Raw genomic sequence first — 14,216 nt, forward strand, 5'->3', positions numbered from 1 at the left:
TGACACTGGATCGAAAATTCTCACTCCCTGATAGCAACGGGGGGTTCATACCGTTCGGCCCACGCTACGCTCGATCGGTTCGCGCTACAAAGCCAGGGGTGGGATTTGAACCCACGAATTCTCGATTACAAATCGAGTGCTTGCACCACCCAAGCTCCCCTGGCGCACTCGTGGGTTACCCACGGCCCGATTTGTCGCTGTCGCTTTCGAGCGACTTCTCGAAGTCGATGCGGTGTGGCTCGTAGCCCGCCCGCGCGTAAAAGCGCCGTGCTGCCTCGTTGTCCGCGAGCGCGGAGAGAACGACGGCGTCGAACCCCGCCGCGGCCAGTTCGTGCTCGGCGGCCGCGAGCAGCTCCGTGCCGATGCCCTCGTTTCGCCGTTCCGGGCGGACGACGATGTTCCGGACGATACCGCGCGAGACGTCCTGCTCGAACCGCTCGGATTCGGGTCCGAACATGACGAACCCCACGATCGCGCCGTCCTCGCGGGCGACCAACAGCCCGCCGGCGACGATATCGCGGACGATCGCCTCGCGGATGGTCGCCCGATTGGGCTCGGCACGGAAATGCGAGCCGAACGCGCGCTGATCACGGGCGAGTTCGACCCACAGCTCCGCGATCTCGCCCGCGGCCGCGGTGTCGGGCGGTTCGATGGTCACTCGTCGAGCGCCTCGACGGCGGGAAGGGAATCGCCAGCGAGCAGCGCGAGCGACGCGCCGCCGCCGGTGCTCACGTGCGAGAACCCATCGATGCCCAGCCGCCGGATCGCCGCCGCCGTGTCGCCGCCGCCGACGATGCTGTGATCGGCCTCGCTGGCCGTCGAGTAGAGTTCACGCGTCCCGTGGGCGAACGTCTCCTCCTCGAAGACGCCCGCCGGCCCGTTCAGGATCACCGTGCCGGCGTCATCGAGGATCTCGGAATAGGCGGCGACGGTCTCGCTACCGACGTCCATCGCCGGCGTCTCGGTCTCCTGGGGCAGTTCCACGACGGGGATCTCGTGGCGCTCGCCATTTCGTTCGATCGCGACATCCTCCGGAACGCGGAGCTCGTCGTGGGCATCGAGTAGTTCGCCCGCGCGATCGATCTCGTCCCAGTAGCCCTGATCGTAGACGAACTCGGCGCTCGCGGTTCCCAGTTCCGCGCCGCTGGCGAGTAGGCAGACGTTGCCGACGAGGCCCGCGGTCAGCACCGTGTCGGCGAGGCCGCGTTCGAGGACGCTCCGGGCCACACCAATGGAATCGCCGACCTTCGCGCCGCCGAGCAGATAGACGCGGGGGCGCGGAGTCTCCTCGATGGTCGCGAGCACGTCGAGTTCGCGCTCCATCACCCGGCCGGCGTAGCCCGGCAGTCGCTGTGGAAAGCCGACGAGCGAGGGCTGTGAGCGGTGGGCGGCGGCGAAGGCGTCGTTGACGTAGACGTCGAGGGCGGGCACGAGCCCCTCGACGAGATGGGTGTCGGCCGCGCGCTCGGGATCGAACTCCATGTACTCCTCGGCGTAGAAGCGGGTGTTTTCGAGCAGGACTGCCTCCCCGCCATCGAGCCCCGCGACGCGCTCCCTGGCAGCGGCCGAAAAGGTGGCGTCGCAGTAGTCGACAGGGAATGAGAGCAGTTCGTCGAGGCGGTCGGCATGGGCGGCGAGCGTCGAGAAATCGTCGTCGCCAGGGCGACCCTGATGGGCGAGAATCGCCACGCGTGCGCCGCGTTCGAGCAGCTCCGAGAGGGTCTCGACGTGGGCGCGCAGGCGGGCGTCGTCGGCTAACCCCGTCTCGGAGAGCGGGCTGTTGATGTCGATGCGCACCCCGACGGCGACGCCCTCGCAGTCGAGGTCGTCGAGGGTTCGGATCATTGTGCGCCCTCCTTCGGCCGCCGGCAAATCCCTTTCCCTCCCGATCGCCGGACGGAGGGAGCAACACTTATTACGGTCTCCCCCACCGTTTCATGTGGACTCGTATCATGGGTATTGCTGAAACCTACTCTCGCGGCCGGAGCGTCGTCGCCGAACAACCCCTCACGCTGCTGGTCGCGGTCGTCTGTGTGCTGCTGGCGGTCGATCTGGTTTCGAAACTACTGAGCGGCTCGCTGTCGGTGCTCAGCCTCGCCGTCTTCCTCAAGGACGGGCTGATCCTCGGGCTTGTCATCGGGCTCGCGGGGGTCGGGCTCTCGATGACGTACTCGATCCTCGGCTTTCCCAACTTCGCTCACGGCGATTACATCTCCAGCGGTGCGTTCGCCGGCTGGGCGACCACCTACGTGATCGCGGGGCTCGGCACGGTGTCGGTCGGCGACCTGCTCCTGCTCGGCGTCAGCGGCGACGCGACCGCGGGCAGCGTCGGCGTGAGCGTCGTCTCGACGCCGCTGGCGGTCGTCGCGGGGCTCGTCATGGCGGCCGTGTTCACCATCGCGCTCACCCTGCTTATCGATCGGCTCGTCTACAAGCCGATGCGCGATCAGGAGGGGATCTCGTTGCTCATCGCGAGCGTCGGCGTCGCGCTCGCGCTGCGCTATCTGATCGCGTTCGTCTTCGGCACCAGTCGGCCGGGAATCACCGGCGGGTCGATCCCGGGGATCACCGTTCCGGGCGTCGGCATCCAGATCAACGCCCACGAGGCAACGCTCGCGGTCTGTGCGATCGGGCTGCTGGTCGGCGTCCACGTCGTGCTCCAGTACACGAAGCTCGGGACGGCGATGCGCGCGATGGCCGACAACCGCGATCTCGCGCGCGTCACCGGAATTCCAACGGAACGCGTCGTCCGCGCCACGTGGGTCATCGGCGGCGGACTCACCGGTGCGGCGGGCTATCTCATCACGCTCGAGACGGGCACCATCGCCTTCGACTTCGGCTGGGTGCTGCTCCTCCTCATTTTTGCGGCAGTCATTCTCGGTGGTATCGGCTCGGTCTACGGCGCGATGTTCGGCGGGTTGCTCATCGGACTCGCGAGCACGGTGTCGCTGGTCTGGATCCCCTCCGATTTTACCACCGTCGCGGCCTTTCTCGTGATGATCTTCATGCTGTTGGTCAGGCCGTCGGGGCTGTTCGGCGGGGTGACGACCGCATGACCGCCCCGCGACTGAATGGATACCGTCACCGACTGCGGCTGCGGCCAGCGAGGTGGACCGATGAGTAGCGCCACCGAGCGGGTCGCGGCCCGGCTACCGGACAACGACGCCGTATTGATCCTCGGCGTACTGTTCGGGCTGTACGTCGGCTTCACGGTGTTGGGAATGGCACTCGGGCTCGATATCGCGGGGCTCGCGAGCACCTTACAGCGAATCACCTTCTTCGCGGCCGTCTACGCGCTGCTCGCGCTCGCCTTGAATCTCCAGTGGGGCTACGCCGGACTACTCAACATCGGCGTCGCGGGGTTCATGGCTGTCGGCGTCTACACGATGGCGATGCTCACCGCGCCCGCGAGCCCCGCGGCGGGCGGCGTGCCCGGCCTCGGCCTCCCGCTCTGGGTCGGCGTCGTCGGCGGGATGGTCGCGGCGGCGCTCGTCGGCGCGCTCGCGGCGCTGCCCGCACTCAGGCTCAAGGCCGATTATCTCGCTATCGTCACGCTCGGCCTCTCCGAGATCATCCGACTCACGTACAACTCCACCACCTTCCAGACCTTCTCGATCGCGGGCGCGGATCTCGGCACCGGTGCCTCTCAGGGCATCCAGACGCCGACCAACCCCGTGATGGCGCTCTACTACACGACGCCGTCGAGCCCCGCCGCCGGTACGACGGGGCTCGGCGAGGCCGTCTTCGGCTTCTTCGGCACGCTTGGACTCGGCGAGCCGGTCGTCGTCGACTGGACCTACACGATCGTGCTCGTGATCTTCGTCGGCCTGTTCTATCTCCTGCTCACGCGCGTCGGCAACTCGCCGTTCGGCAGGGTACTGAAGGCCATCCGCGAGGACGAGCTCGTGGCGAGCTCGCTCGGCAAGAACACCGATCGCTTCAAGATCAAGACGTTCATGCTCGGCTGTGCGCTGATGGGCTTAGGAGGAATTCTCTGGCAGGGCAGTCAGGCGCTCGTCAACCCCGCACTGTTTCTCCCGATCATCACCTTCTACGTCTTCATCGCGCTGATCATCGGTGGCTCGGGCTCGAACACCGGCAGCGTCATCGGCGGCGCGCTCTTCGCGGGGCTGCTGTTCGAGGGGCCGACGTTCGTCCGCCGGCTCGTCCAACAAACTGTTGACCTCGGCGGCGCACCGAACACGTTCACCGACGCGATCGCCGCGCTCGGCTCGCTGGATTTCGGGCCACTGCTCGCCTACGCACTCGCCGACGTCTCCAGCCTCCGGTTCGTGCTCGTCGGTGTGGTGTTGGTCTATCTCGTGCAGAACCGACCCGATGGACTGCTCGGCCACCGTAAGGAGACTGCCGCGGCCGTCTCGCTCGCGCGCGAGCGGACCGCGGCCGGCCAAGCAGACGGCGGCGCGACGGAGGTCGACGATGAGTGAAAGCGATACCGGGGTGGCGATCGAGGGTGAGAACCCGGAGGAGATCACGGATATCGACCCCGAAGAGGACTCGGATGTCGAGCGTGCCGCCCGCGAGATACCACCCGGGCGACCGCTCAGGGTCGACGATCTCCGCATGGAGTTCGGCGGGCTGACGGCGGTCGACGGGGCCGGGTTCGCCATCGAAGAGGGATCGCTCACGGGGCTGATCGGGCCGAACGGCGCGGGCAAATCGACCACATTCGACTGCATCACCGGCGTCCATCGTCCGACCGGTGGCTCGGTGAAGCTCCACAACGAGGAGATCACCGGGCTGCGGCCGTACGAGATCGCCGACCGTGGGCTCGTTCGCACGTTTCAGATCACGCGCGAACTCCAGGAGATGACGGTGCTCGAAAACATGCTGCTCGCGCCGCGCGGCCAGCAAGGCGAGGCGCTCTGGCGGGCGGTGCTGCCGGGTGTACGCCGCTCGGTACAGGCTCAAGAGCGAGAGCTGCGCGAGCGGGCGTGGGAGACGCTCGAATTCTTCGAGATCGACCATCTCGCCGAGGAGTACGCGGGCAATCTCTCGGGTGGCCAGCGCAAACTGCTGGAGATGGCCCGCGCGCTGCTGACCGATCCGGAGGTCGTCCTGCTCGACGAGCCGCTCGCCGGTGTCAATCCGACGCTCGAACGCAAACTGCTCGAACGGATCGACGAACTCCGCGAACAGGGCTACACCTTCCTGCTGGTCGAACACGACATGGACGTGATCATGGAGAACTGCGAGCGCGTCATCGTCATGCATCAGGGGCGCGTGCTTGCCGACGATGCGCCGGCGGCGATCCGCGAGAACGAGCAGGTGATCGACGCCTATCTGGGAGCGAACGTATGAGCGACGAACGCGCAGTCACGGACGACCCGGAGACGGGCGAAAGCGACACGATCGCCGACGACCTGCTCTCGATCACCGATCTCGACGCGGGCTACGGCGATCTGCAGATCCTCTCGGCACTGGATCTCGCGGTCGATGCCGGGGAGTACGTCAGTATCGTCGGCCCGAACGGCGCGGGCAAATCGACGGTGATGAAGGCGGTCTTCGGGCTGGCGACCCACATGGATGGCTCGATCGCCTTCGACGGTGAGGGGATCGGCGGGCTCGCTCCCGAGGAGGTGATCCGCCGGGGCGTGAGCTACGTCCCACAGAACGAGAACGTCTTCGGCGGGCTCTCGGTACGCGAGAACCTGGAGATGGGTGCGTACATCCTCGATTCGGTGCCCGAGGAGCGGCTCGCGGACGTCTTCGAGCGGTTCCCGATCCTCGAAGAGCGTCAGTCCCAGCGCGCGGGCACGCTCTCGGGCGGCCAGCGCCAGATGCTGGCGATGGGACGCGCGCTGATGCTCGATCCCGACCTGCTGCTGCTCGACGAGCCGTCGGCCGGGCTCGCACCCGATCTCGTCGACGAGATGTTCGATCGGATCGACGAGATCAACGACGCCGGAACGGCCGTCCTGATGGTCGAACAGAACGCGATCGAGGCGCTCTCGCGCTGTGATCGCGGCTACGTGCTCGTCCAGGGCCAGAACCGCTTCACCGACACCGGCGCGGCACTGCTCGGCAACGACGAGGTCCGCCGGGAGTTCCTCGGCGGCTGAAACGCGCGTTCAGGCGCTCGTCGTGCCCGCACTGCTGTTGTTGCCGCCCCCACTGCCACCGCCGCCGGCTTCGAACTCGACGGTGTCCTGCTGTTCGATGTCGCCACCCTCGGTGTAGCTGAAGATCTCGTAGCCGACCGACTGCATGTCGCCGTTGTCGTCGAAGTTGACGCTGCTCGATGCGCCCTGATAGTTGATGTCGTCGCCGTTGGCGGCCATCCCGATCCCCTCGGCGAGGTTCTCCGGCGTGACTTCGGCTCCGCCGGGGTTCGCGACCGAATCCATGTTCTGCTGGACGGCCGAGCCGGTGTTCTCACCGGCCGCGGCGATGGCGAGCATCTGGACCGCGGTCGCGTCGTAGGCCTGCGAGGTGAACACGCCGGGTTCGTTGCCGAACTCGTCCTTGAACGATTTCGTGAAGAACTGCTGGGCCGGTCCGGCGGCGATCGGCGCGGTGCCGATAACGTTCGTCATCGACTGGCCGACATCGCTCGACAGTTCGGGCGCGCGCAGCCCGTCAGTGACGAGGATGGTCGTATCGCGGCCGTAGTTCGAGTAGAAATCGCGGAACAGCTGGTTGCCGCTCTCGGGATAGCCGATGACGAGCAGTCCGTCGGGGCTCGGCGACATCGCCTCCTGGAGCTTCGAGGTGTACGACGACTGTGCCTTCTCGAAGGAGACCTGCGCCGGGACGTTGCCGTCGAACGCCTGGACGAAACTGTCGGCGAGCGCCTGTCCGTAGGAGTTGTTGACGAACATTACCGACACGGCCGAGGCGTTGACACGCTGGCTGGCGACCTGTGCGAGCACCTCACCCTGCAGCGCGTCGCTCGGTGCCGTCCGGTAGACGTAGCCGTTGTCCTGCAGGCCAGTGATCGCCGGCGAAGTGCTCGCCGGCGGGGTCAGGACGATCTGATTGGGGATCGTGACGTTCTTTGCGACCTGAATCGACGTTTCCGAAGACGCTGCACCCGTTATCGCCGGGTAGCCCGCATCGACGAGCGCTTGGGCGGCGCTGATACCCGCCTGCGGGTCCGTCTGCGTGTCCTCGATCTGTGTCTCGATGGAGAACTCCATGTCGGCGTTCTGTAACTGTCGTGCCGGCAGCTGCGCGGCCTTCTGGATCGGTGTGCCGACCGATGCGAGGTCGCCGGTCGTCGGCTGGAGAATCCCGATCTTGATCGTCTGCCCACCGCCTCCGCCCCCGCCGCCGCTTCCGTTGCCGCCACCGCCACCACCGCTGGTACCTGTTCCGCCACTACCGCCGCTTCCGTTGTCGCCGCCACCGCCGATGCAGCCAGCGAAGCCAGCGAGACCCGCAGCTCCGACACCGACGAGGAACGTACGCCGATTGGTAGTTCGTGCCATGTCACCAGTATGTTTCCTGATGGCAATATAAGTCTTGCCTCTAGGACCGACCGCCGGGAGCGGGTTTCAGTTCTCGCGGCAGTTCGCACAGATCGACTGGCCGTTCACGGTCACGAGATCGTGCGTGAGCGTCCCACAGTGTTCACAGATCCCCTGTGTGTCGTAAGTCGGGGATGGCTCCGTCGCCGTCGAGACGGTGCCGTCCCCGACGACGGGCGCGATCGTCGAGGCGGTGGCGATGTCGTACGCCGAGACCACGCCCACCGGTTCGTCCTCGACGACGAGCAGCCAGTCGGCCTCCTCGCGGGCCATCGCCTCGGCCGCTGCCGTGAGCGAGGCATCGGAGGCGACCTGAACGACTCCGTCGTCCATGACGTCCGTCACCGTCGCCGCCGCAGGGTCGGTCTCGCCGACGAGCAGCGAAAGCGCATCGCGCTCGTCGAGCGCCCCGACGGGGTCGCGTCCGCGGAGGACGACCGCACAGTCGGCAGCCTCGTCGAGGAGCAGTTCGACCGTTTCGAGCAGGTCGTCGCTCTCGCTCACCCCGAGGAACTCCCGGGTCATTATCTCCCGCACGGTGATAGCACTGCTCATACCGGTCCGTTCCGGCCGTGCCTGCTAAAAAGTATCTCCAGTAGGGTTAAGGGTGCAGCCGTCCTATCTCATCGGTCGCCGAACACGACGTCACGGCCGTCGTACCGACAGGTTTCGAGGGCGTGTTTGGCGGCCATGCCCGCCGACTGGGCATCCGCCGCCCGCCCGACGCCGACCTTGAGCTCGACACCGACCGCCTCGCTAACGTGATCGATGGCGTCGTGATACTGCTCGGCGTCGAGATCCGGACAGGTGGCGATGATGTTGTCGCCGCCGACGAAAAACGACAGCGAGTCGTGCGTCTCGCGGAGATAGCGCATCAGCTCGGCGTAGCTCTGTTCGATGTTGATGAACGTATCGAACTCGTTCAGTCTGTCCGTATACTTGCCGGTGGCGTCGTTCACGTCGAAGTGGGCGATCTGGACGTCCTCGGCGGTGCGCTCCGGGTTGGCGACCGGCTCGCCGCGCAGGATCTCGCGGCGATCACTGGCCTGTGCGCTGCCGGCAGCCTGAAGCTGTTCGCTCGCGGTCTCGATCGCCGTCGCCGGCGTCTCGCCGGTGCCGATCGAGAGGCTCACCGTCACCGGATAGCGGTTGCCGATCGATTCCTGGATGAGCGCGTGAGCATCCTCGTCGATCCCGTTCGTGACGGCGACCATGTTGTCGAACCGCGAGAAGAAGACGTAGCCGTCGCGGTTGCCGAACAGCTGCGAGAGGTCGGCGTACAGCCGCGACTGGAGGGTCTGGAGGTCGACCTCGCGCCGCGGTTCCGGCGTCACCGTCCACGGGCCGTAGTTGTCGATCTGGATCAGTGTGAGCTGCGTGTTCGTCACGGTTGTGAGCGGTTGGCAGCGGGGCGGTATCGGCGCTTCGGTCGACGACGGCTCAATCAGGCCGATCCATATTTTTGTGTGAATCCGTTCCAGTAGTTGGGAGATATAGCGTGCGAGATACAGAGGGTCCGTGCAGCAATCCGTCGGTCCGTGTTTCGTATCGAAAAGCCGAATGAGCTGAAAAAGCCGTGCGTATCGAAAGCCGTTCGTCGTCGACGCACTCGCAGCGTCGCTGGCGTTTCACGCCGGCTTCCAGCGAGACTCTTCATCTCGCCCGACCCACACGGTTCCGCGTCGAACCGGCTACCTCGAAGGCCCGTTGCAGCTATGCGAACACTGTCGTCCGGGCGGGCTCGCGACGTGCTGGACGCGCGACCCCGAGCACCTCGTCGCGATACCGGCGAAGTGACCTTTCCTGCATTTCCTGGCACGATAGCGCCGTCCATAGCAACAAACATGCCAAACAACTATGTTCCAACAATCCCAACATCGGTCTATGTCGAGCGGTACTATCGATATCGACGAGTTCGAAAACGCTGACGCCGACGAATTCGAGGAGCGGAACGACACCGAGCGAATTGTACTGTTCCTCGACAAGAATGGCGACCGGGCGTGGAAGGCGGCGACGATTGCCGAACGACTCGGACTGAAGACCGACGCCGTCAGTGCGATCCTCTCACGATTGAAGGAACGTGATCTCGTGCGGCACAAGCGCCCGTACTGGGCGATCACGGACGATGAAGAACGGCTCCAGTCGGCCTATCGGCTCCACCGGCATCACGAGACGGCAGACGACCAGTACGGTGAAGAGCGTCTCGAAGCCCTCCAAACCGAGGAGATGGAAGAGGTACAGTGACTTCGTTCAAAGAACTGGAACGCGGTGACATCGTCTGGGCGACCGACCCGCTCTCGGAGAAAGGTCGCCCGATACTCGTGCTGGGTACTCCCCGATTCACGAACCACGGCGTGCAACTCATCACGGTCATGATTTCCACGAAGACCTATCACGAGGCGGCACTCACACTCGGAGACGACGACTACGAAGGCGACGCACTCGGGGAACGAAGTCACGTTCTCCCGTGGTCGCTTGCGACTCTCAACAGTGCTGCGGACGTTGACCACTACCTGACATCGCTCGTGGACGACCGCACCGAGGATGTGGCGAGCGAGGTAATCGACTACATCTCCGCATAGACTGTCACGCACAGAGAACGATGGAGCGAAATAGGTCGAACATCCCTGCGATACGCGCCCTGCATCTCGCACACCGATTTCAGCAGGTCGGGTATCCGTGATGTGAAAATCGCGAAGATCAGTGTTAATCCTTCTCAGATGTGTTTGAACACGCCCTTGACGAGCGTGAGCGCACCCTGATCCCAGGCGACGCGGTGGTCCAATCCTGTTCCCTCGCTTTCGGGGTCGTCGTAGTTCTCGAGATACCACTCGTAGGTCTCGACGAGCGCCTCCTTGTTCGAGTATTTCGGCTCCCAGCCGAGCGACTGCAGCTTCTCGACGGAAACGTACGAATCCTCGTGGGCAGTCTCGTAGACCCACGGATACAGCGGCGAGAGGTTCAGTTTTTCGAGCACGCGCAGGGCGAACACCGTCAGCGACGTCGGCGTTCCGACGGTGCGCTTGCCGGTGCCTGCGTAGTCGATCGGTGCCTGGAAGTCCTCCTTCATCGTTCCGAACTCCTCGGCTCCGACGTTGAACGTGGTGTTCACGTCCTCCTCGTCCTTCGCGAACATGAACTCCATCGCGCGCACGAGATCGTAGACGTGCATCAGCTGGTACTGGTTGTTGCCCCAGCCGACCATCGGGACGTTCGCGCCCGATTCGATCCAGTCGAAGAGAACCTGGAAGACGCCGAGGCGTTTCGGCCCGATGAACGTCTTCGGGCGGAGGATAGGGACGCACATGCCCATCCGGCGGAAGTCACGGCAGATCTTCTCGGCCTCGATCTTCGCCTCGCCGTAGGGCCCCACGCCGTCGAGCGGCGACTCCTCGGTGATCGGATGGGAGTCGTGGGTGCCGTAGACGGCGGTCGAGGAGACGTAGACGACGCGCTCGACGTCTGCTTCCTTGGCGGCCCAGAGAACGTTGCGAGTCCCGTCGATGGTCGTCTCGCGGATGCGCTGGTCGTCCCAGAGCGGAAGCGCGGCGGCGGTGTGGACGATCGCGTCGGCGGCCACCTCGTCGATCGCGTCACGTACCGTCTCCTCGTCGCGCACGTCGCCCTCGACGAAATCGACGCCATCGATCTCGTCTTCGGGTTTAAATGGTTTGAGATCGAACGCCGTCACGTCCCAGCCGCGCTCGGCGAAGTATTCGCAGGTGTGGAGTCCGAGGAACCCCGTACCGCCGGTGACGAGCAGCGAACCGGGCTCGGCGAGTCGGTCGTCGTCGTGTGCGTGCGCTTGCATAGGCTCGCCGTAATGGGGGGCGTTTCAACTATCTACCGATACGATACGACTGCACGTGAGTGTCTCTCATGCCTGAAACGGTCCGAAACGGTGCGTATCGATCGGTCAGGTTTATGTCTCGCGACCGTGGATGAGAGCTAATGGGTGAGGCGCAGACACAGCAGGCCGGGTTCGTGCGCACGGCCGCCGGTCTCGCCTACGAGATCCGTCCGTGGCAGTGGTACAAACAGGGCGTGATCCTCATCGCGATCGTCTTCTCGAAGCAGCTGTTCGACCCGATGGCGTGGGGACGGGTCTCGATCGCCGTGGCGGCGTTCTGTGCGGTCGCCGGCGCGACCTACATCTTCAACGATATCAGCGACGTCGAGGAGGACCGCAAACATCCCGAAAAGCGCAATCGTCCGATCGCGAGCGGGCAGGTGAGCGTCCAGACGGCGGGTGCGTTCGCGATCGCCCTGCTCGTCGCGGGCTTCGCGCTCTCGTACACGCTCGGCCCGCTGTTCGTCGCGATCATCGTCGCCTATCTGGTCCAGAACGCGGCGTACTCGCTGTATCTCAAGGACGTCGTGCTGGTCGACGTGCTGCTCATCGCCATCGGGTTCGTCCTCCGGGCCGTGGCAGGCGTGGTCGCCATCGGCGTCGCGCTCAGCCCGTGGCTCGTCGTCTGTACGTTCCTCGCGGCACTCCTGCTGGCGCTCGGCAAGCGTCGCCACGAGTTCGCCGCCAGCGAAGTCCCCGGCGAGACGCGCGCGACGCTCGCCGACTACACCACCGAGACGCTCGATCAGCTGCTGGGGATCGTCATCTCGACGCTGTTGATGTCCTACTCGATCTACACGTTCACGGGCGCGAAGCTCGCGATGATGCTCACGCTGCCCTTCGCCTTCTTCGGCGTCTTCCGCTATCACCATCTCGTCTACACCACGAAGGCGGGCGCGTCGCCGGGCGCGCTGCTCGTCGATCGACAGCTGCTCGTCAACTTCGCCTTCTGGGGGCTGATCGCGGTGGTCGTCCTCTACGGTCGCCCGCGAGCGTGGCTCGTCGGGGTGTTCGGCTGATGCGCTACGATCTCCAGGTCCACACCGATGCGTCACCGTGTTCAGCCACACCACCGAAAAAGGTCGCCGCAGCTGCTGCAGATGCCGGGCTCGACGGCATCGTCGTGACCGATCACGACACGCTCGCGAACGTCGGCCGCGTCCGCGAGCACGCGCCAGCAGGGTTGGACGTCGTCTCGGGCGTCGAGGTGACGACCACGCAGGGCCACCTGCTCGGCATCGATATCGAGGAAGCCCCGAACAAGACGGACCCGCTGACGGTCATCGACGAGATTCACGAACAGGACGGGATCGCGGTGCTCTCCCATCCGTTCGACACGATGCGACAGTTCTACGACCGGGATCTCCCGGCGATCGCGGCGGCGGTCGACGGCGTCGAAGCGACGAACTCCCGGTGTGTGCGCCCGCTGTTCAACCGGCAGGCGCGCGCGTTCGCTGCCCATCACGGGCTGGCGATCACGGGCGGCAGCGACGCCCACTTCCCGATGGAGGTCGGGCGCGCGGCGACCGAGTTCGAGGGTTCGCTCCGCGAGGCGATTCGTGAGGGAACGACGACGCCGTGCGGGCACGGGCGCTATCTCTCGGGTCACGTCGCCACGAAGGTCCAGCAGGCGCGACGAGCGATCGGAGGGCTGCGATGAGCGACTCCCTGGGGACGGGGAGCGAGGCCGACGAATCGACGGGTCGCATCCGACAGCTCGTGAGCGACCACGGCGTCTGGGTGACGGCGGTGTTGACCGTGGTGGTGTTCGCGGCGCTGTTCGTCCTCGCCGACGCCGAAAAGGTGATCGCGGCTTTCTCGGAATTCGAGCTCTGGGCGTTCGGCGCAGTCGTTCTTCTGACGACCGTCGGCTACGGCTTTCGCTTCGCCAAGTGGGAGTTCTACCTGCGCGAACTCGACGTCCACGTCCCCCTGAAGACGAGTCTCACCGTCTTCTTCAGCGGGCTGATGATGGTCGTCACGCCAGGAAAGGCCGGCGAGGTCTGGAAGGCGTGGCTGCTGCGCGACGAGGCAGGTGTGCCCGCGAGTCGGACGACCTCCGTCGTGGGAGCCGAGCGTATCACCGACCTGCTCTCGCTGTCGCTGCTGGCCGCGCTCGGCGTCGTCGCCTACGGGCGCTCGCCCGCGGTGTTGGTGGCGGTCGCCGTCGTCTTCGCGCTCGGCATCGGGCTGCTCCAGTGGCGGACGGGCTGTCTCCGTCTCCTTTCGTGGATCGGTTCGCTGCCCGTGATCGGAGACTACGCCGAAGGGCTCGAAACGCTCTACGAGAGTACGTACAGGCTCTTTCGGCTTCGTCCGCTCTCGGTAGCCACGCTGCTCGGCATCGTCGCGTGGGGGCTCGAAGGCGTCGCGCTCTGGCTCACGCTCCGCGGGTTCGGCATCGAGACCTCCCTGCTGGTCGGTCTGTTCGTCTTCGCGCTCGGCTCGGTCGTCGGCGCGGTGAGCATGCTGCCCGGCGGACTGGGCGCGGCCGAGGCGAGTATGACCGGTGTGCTCCTCACGTTCGGCATCGCCGAGCCGATCGCGGTCGGCGCGACGATGGTCATTCGCGTCGGCACGCTCTGGTACGCCGCCATCCTCGGGTTCGTCGTGTTCAGCGCACACAAACTCTTCACCGGGTCGAGCGCCGAAGTCTGACAGTGGATCGGAGCCGGAAGCGGAAATTGGAGACACACTAGTTGCTGTGGCGCGCGCTCGCGCTCGTGTGCGAACGAAGTGAGCACCGAGCGTGAACATTGTGCGAGGTCTGCACGAGCACCGCGAGTGCAGGCTCGTCAGAACTCTGTTCTGACGGTGGATGAGCGATCAAGCGAAGCGAGTGAGCGAATCGGTTGGGGAGGCATGTGGCTGTCGCG

General features: G+C 65.4%; 15 protein-coding genes, 1 tRNA gene and 1 pseudogene. 10 read left to right on the forward strand and 7 right to left on the reverse strand.

The genetic code is table 11. The features are described from left to right. Window positions 1–90: 90 nt before the first annotated feature. The 3 genes from NO363_RS10635 to NO363_RS10645 all read right to left on the reverse strand — a co-directional run bounded on the left by NO363_RS10635 (window position 91) and on the right by NO363_RS10645 (window position 1,845). Window positions 91–164: transfer RNA gene (locus NO363_RS10635), tRNA-Thr, on the reverse strand. Window positions 165–175: 11 nt separating this feature from the next. Next, a complete protein-coding gene (locus tag NO363_RS10640; RefSeq protein ID WP_256684982.1) occupies window positions 176–658 on the reverse strand; it encodes a GNAT family N-acetyltransferase in 483 nt (160 codons plus the stop codon). Next, complete coding sequence (locus NO363_RS10645; protein WP_256684983.1) at window positions 655–1,845, reverse strand: phosphoglycerate kinase; 1,191 nt, start codon at window positions 1,843–1,845, stop codon at window positions 655–657. The genes NO363_RS10640 and NO363_RS10645 overlap by 4 nt, the downstream gene beginning before the upstream one ends. Before the next feature lie 107 nt (window positions 1,846–1,952). On the opposite strand from NO363_RS10645, the gene NO363_RS10650 reads away from it, so the two are divergent. From NO363_RS10650 to NO363_RS10665, 4 genes are read left to right on the forward strand one after another with little or no spacing between them, the layout of a single operon-like run. Beyond that, entirely contained in the window at window positions 1,953–3,056 is a 1,104-nt protein-coding gene (locus NO363_RS10650) for a branched-chain amino acid ABC transporter permease (protein ID WP_256684985.1), read from the forward strand. A 60-nt stretch (window positions 3,057–3,116) separates the two neighbouring features. After that, window positions 3,117–4,448: a branched-chain amino acid ABC transporter permease gene (locus NO363_RS10655; RefSeq protein WP_256684987.1), complete on the forward strand. Its 1,332-nt coding sequence runs from the start codon at window positions 3,117–3,119 to the stop codon at window positions 4,446–4,448. Then, a complete protein-coding gene (locus NO363_RS10660; RefSeq protein ID WP_256684988.1) occupies window positions 4,441–5,322 on the forward strand; it encodes an ABC transporter ATP-binding protein in 882 nt (293 codons plus the stop codon). The genes NO363_RS10655 and NO363_RS10660 overlap by 8 nt, the downstream gene beginning before the upstream one ends. Beyond that, window positions 5,319–6,083, forward strand: coding sequence for an ABC transporter ATP-binding protein (locus NO363_RS10665; protein ID WP_256684990.1), 765 nt, complete (start codon window positions 5,319–5,321; stop codon window positions 6,081–6,083). The genes NO363_RS10660 and NO363_RS10665 overlap by 4 nt, the downstream gene beginning before the upstream one ends. A 9-nt stretch (window positions 6,084–6,092) precedes the next feature. Here the strand turns inward: NO363_RS10665 and NO363_RS10670 are convergent, their stop codons facing one another. The 3 genes from NO363_RS10670 to NO363_RS10680 all read right to left on the reverse strand — a co-directional run bounded on the left by NO363_RS10670 (window position 6,093) and on the right by NO363_RS10680 (window position 8,878). Beyond that, entirely contained in the window at window positions 6,093–7,451 is a 1,359-nt protein-coding gene (locus tag NO363_RS10670) for an ABC transporter substrate-binding protein (protein ID WP_256684991.1), read from the reverse strand. A gap of 66 nt (window positions 7,452–7,517) precedes the next feature. Then, a complete protein-coding gene (locus NO363_RS10675) occupies window positions 7,518–8,045 on the reverse strand; it encodes a CBS domain-containing protein (RefSeq protein ID WP_256684993.1) in 528 nt (175 codons plus the stop codon). A gap of 68 nt (window positions 8,046–8,113) precedes the next feature. Next, window positions 8,114–8,878, reverse strand: a complete 765-nt coding sequence (locus NO363_RS10680; RefSeq protein WP_256684995.1) for a GTP cyclohydrolase III — start codon at window positions 8,876–8,878, stop codon at window positions 8,114–8,116. 269 nt (window positions 8,879–9,147) lie between these two features. Between NO363_RS10680 and NO363_RS14205 the strand changes: the two are divergent. From NO363_RS14205 to NO363_RS10690, 3 genes and pseudogenes are all read left to right on the forward strand, one after another. Beyond that, a pseudogene (locus NO363_RS14205) lies at window positions 9,148–9,287 on the forward strand (DUF7558 family protein); the annotation flags it as partial. An 87-nt stretch (window positions 9,288–9,374) separates the two neighbouring features. Further along, window positions 9,375–9,734 (forward strand): MarR family transcriptional regulator, encoded by a 360-nt coding sequence (locus tag NO363_RS10685; RefSeq protein WP_256684997.1) that lies wholly within the window; start codon window positions 9,375–9,377, stop codon window positions 9,732–9,734. Further along, complete coding sequence (locus tag NO363_RS10690; protein ID WP_256684999.1) at window positions 9,731–10,072, forward strand: type II toxin-antitoxin system PemK/MazF family toxin; 342 nt, start codon at window positions 9,731–9,733, stop codon at window positions 10,070–10,072. Before NO363_RS10685 ends, NO363_RS10690 begins: the two co-directional genes overlap by 4 nt. A 134-nt stretch (window positions 10,073–10,206) precedes the next feature. On the opposite strand, the gene NO363_RS10695 is transcribed toward NO363_RS10690, so the two are convergent. After that, the gene (locus NO363_RS10695; RefSeq protein ID WP_256685001.1) at window positions 10,207–11,301 is read right to left on the reverse strand and encodes an NAD-dependent epimerase/dehydratase family protein; all 1,095 of its coding nucleotides are present in this window, start codon (window positions 11,299–11,301) and stop codon (window positions 10,207–10,209) included. 140 nt (window positions 11,302–11,441) lie between these two features. Here NO363_RS10695 and NO363_RS10700 point away from each other — a divergent pair, with 140 nt between their 5' ends. From NO363_RS10700 to NO363_RS10710, 3 genes are read left to right on the forward strand one after another with little or no spacing between them, the layout of a single operon-like run. Continuing rightward, window positions 11,442–12,359 carry a decaprenyl-phosphate phosphoribosyltransferase gene (locus tag NO363_RS10700; protein WP_256685003.1) on the forward strand — a complete coding sequence of 306 codons (918 nt, stop codon included), beginning with the start codon at window positions 11,442–11,444 and terminating at the stop codon, window positions 12,357–12,359. Then, the gene (locus tag NO363_RS10705) at window positions 12,359–13,000 is read left to right on the forward strand and encodes a PHP domain-containing protein (protein WP_256685005.1); all 642 of its coding nucleotides are present in this window, start codon (window positions 12,359–12,361) and stop codon (window positions 12,998–13,000) included. Before NO363_RS10700 ends, NO363_RS10705 begins: the two co-directional genes overlap by 1 nt. Beyond that, window positions 12,997–13,998, forward strand: coding sequence for a lysylphosphatidylglycerol synthase transmembrane domain-containing protein (locus NO363_RS10710; protein WP_256685006.1), 1,002 nt, complete (start codon window positions 12,997–12,999; stop codon window positions 13,996–13,998). Before NO363_RS10705 ends, NO363_RS10710 begins: the two co-directional genes overlap by 4 nt. Window positions 13,999–14,216 lie beyond the last annotated feature (218 nt).

Origin of the sequence: Halococcus qingdaonensis, assembly GCF_024508235.1 — an archaeon.
GTDB classification, from domain to species: domain Archaea; phylum Halobacteriota; class Halobacteria; order Halobacteriales; family Halococcaceae; genus Halococcus; species Halococcus qingdaonensis.

Coding starts and splice junctions, on each gene's coding strand:
- NO363_RS10645 (WP_256684983.1), bottom strand. CDS start 1,845: ATGATCCGAACCCTCGACGACCTCGACTGCGAGGGCGTCGCCGTCGGG.
- NO363_RS10660 (WP_256684988.1), top strand. CDS start 4,441: ATGAGTGAAAGCGATACCGGGGTGGCGATCGAGGGTGAGAACCCGGAG.
- NO363_RS10650 (WP_256684985.1), top strand. CDS start 1,953: ATGGGTATTGCTGAAACCTACTCTCGCGGCCGGAGCGTCGTCGCCGAA.
- NO363_RS10710 (WP_256685006.1), top strand. CDS start 12,997: ATGAGCGACTCCCTGGGGACGGGGAGCGAGGCCGACGAATCGACGGGT.
- NO363_RS10695 (WP_256685001.1), bottom strand. CDS start 11,301: ATGCAAGCGCACGCACACGACGACGACCGACTCGCCGAGCCCGGTTCG.
- NO363_RS10655 (WP_256684987.1), top strand. CDS start 3,117: ATGAGTAGCGCCACCGAGCGGGTCGCGGCCCGGCTACCGGACAACGAC.
- NO363_RS10665 (WP_256684990.1), top strand. CDS start 5,319: ATGAGCGACGAACGCGCAGTCACGGACGACCCGGAGACGGGCGAAAGC.
- NO363_RS10670 (WP_256684991.1), bottom strand. CDS start 7,451: ATGGCACGAACTACCAATCGGCGTACGTTCCTCGTCGGTGTCGGAGCT.
- NO363_RS10705 (WP_256685005.1), top strand. CDS start 12,359: ATGCGCTACGATCTCCAGGTCCACACCGATGCGTCACCGTGTTCAGCC.
- NO363_RS10685 (WP_256684997.1), top strand. CDS start 9,375: ATGTCGAGCGGTACTATCGATATCGACGAGTTCGAAAACGCTGACGCC.
- NO363_RS10675 (WP_256684993.1), bottom strand. CDS start 8,045: ATGAGCAGTGCTATCACCGTGCGGGAGATAATGACCCGGGAGTTCCTC.
- NO363_RS10700 (WP_256685003.1), top strand. CDS start 11,442: ATGGGTGAGGCGCAGACACAGCAGGCCGGGTTCGTGCGCACGGCCGCC.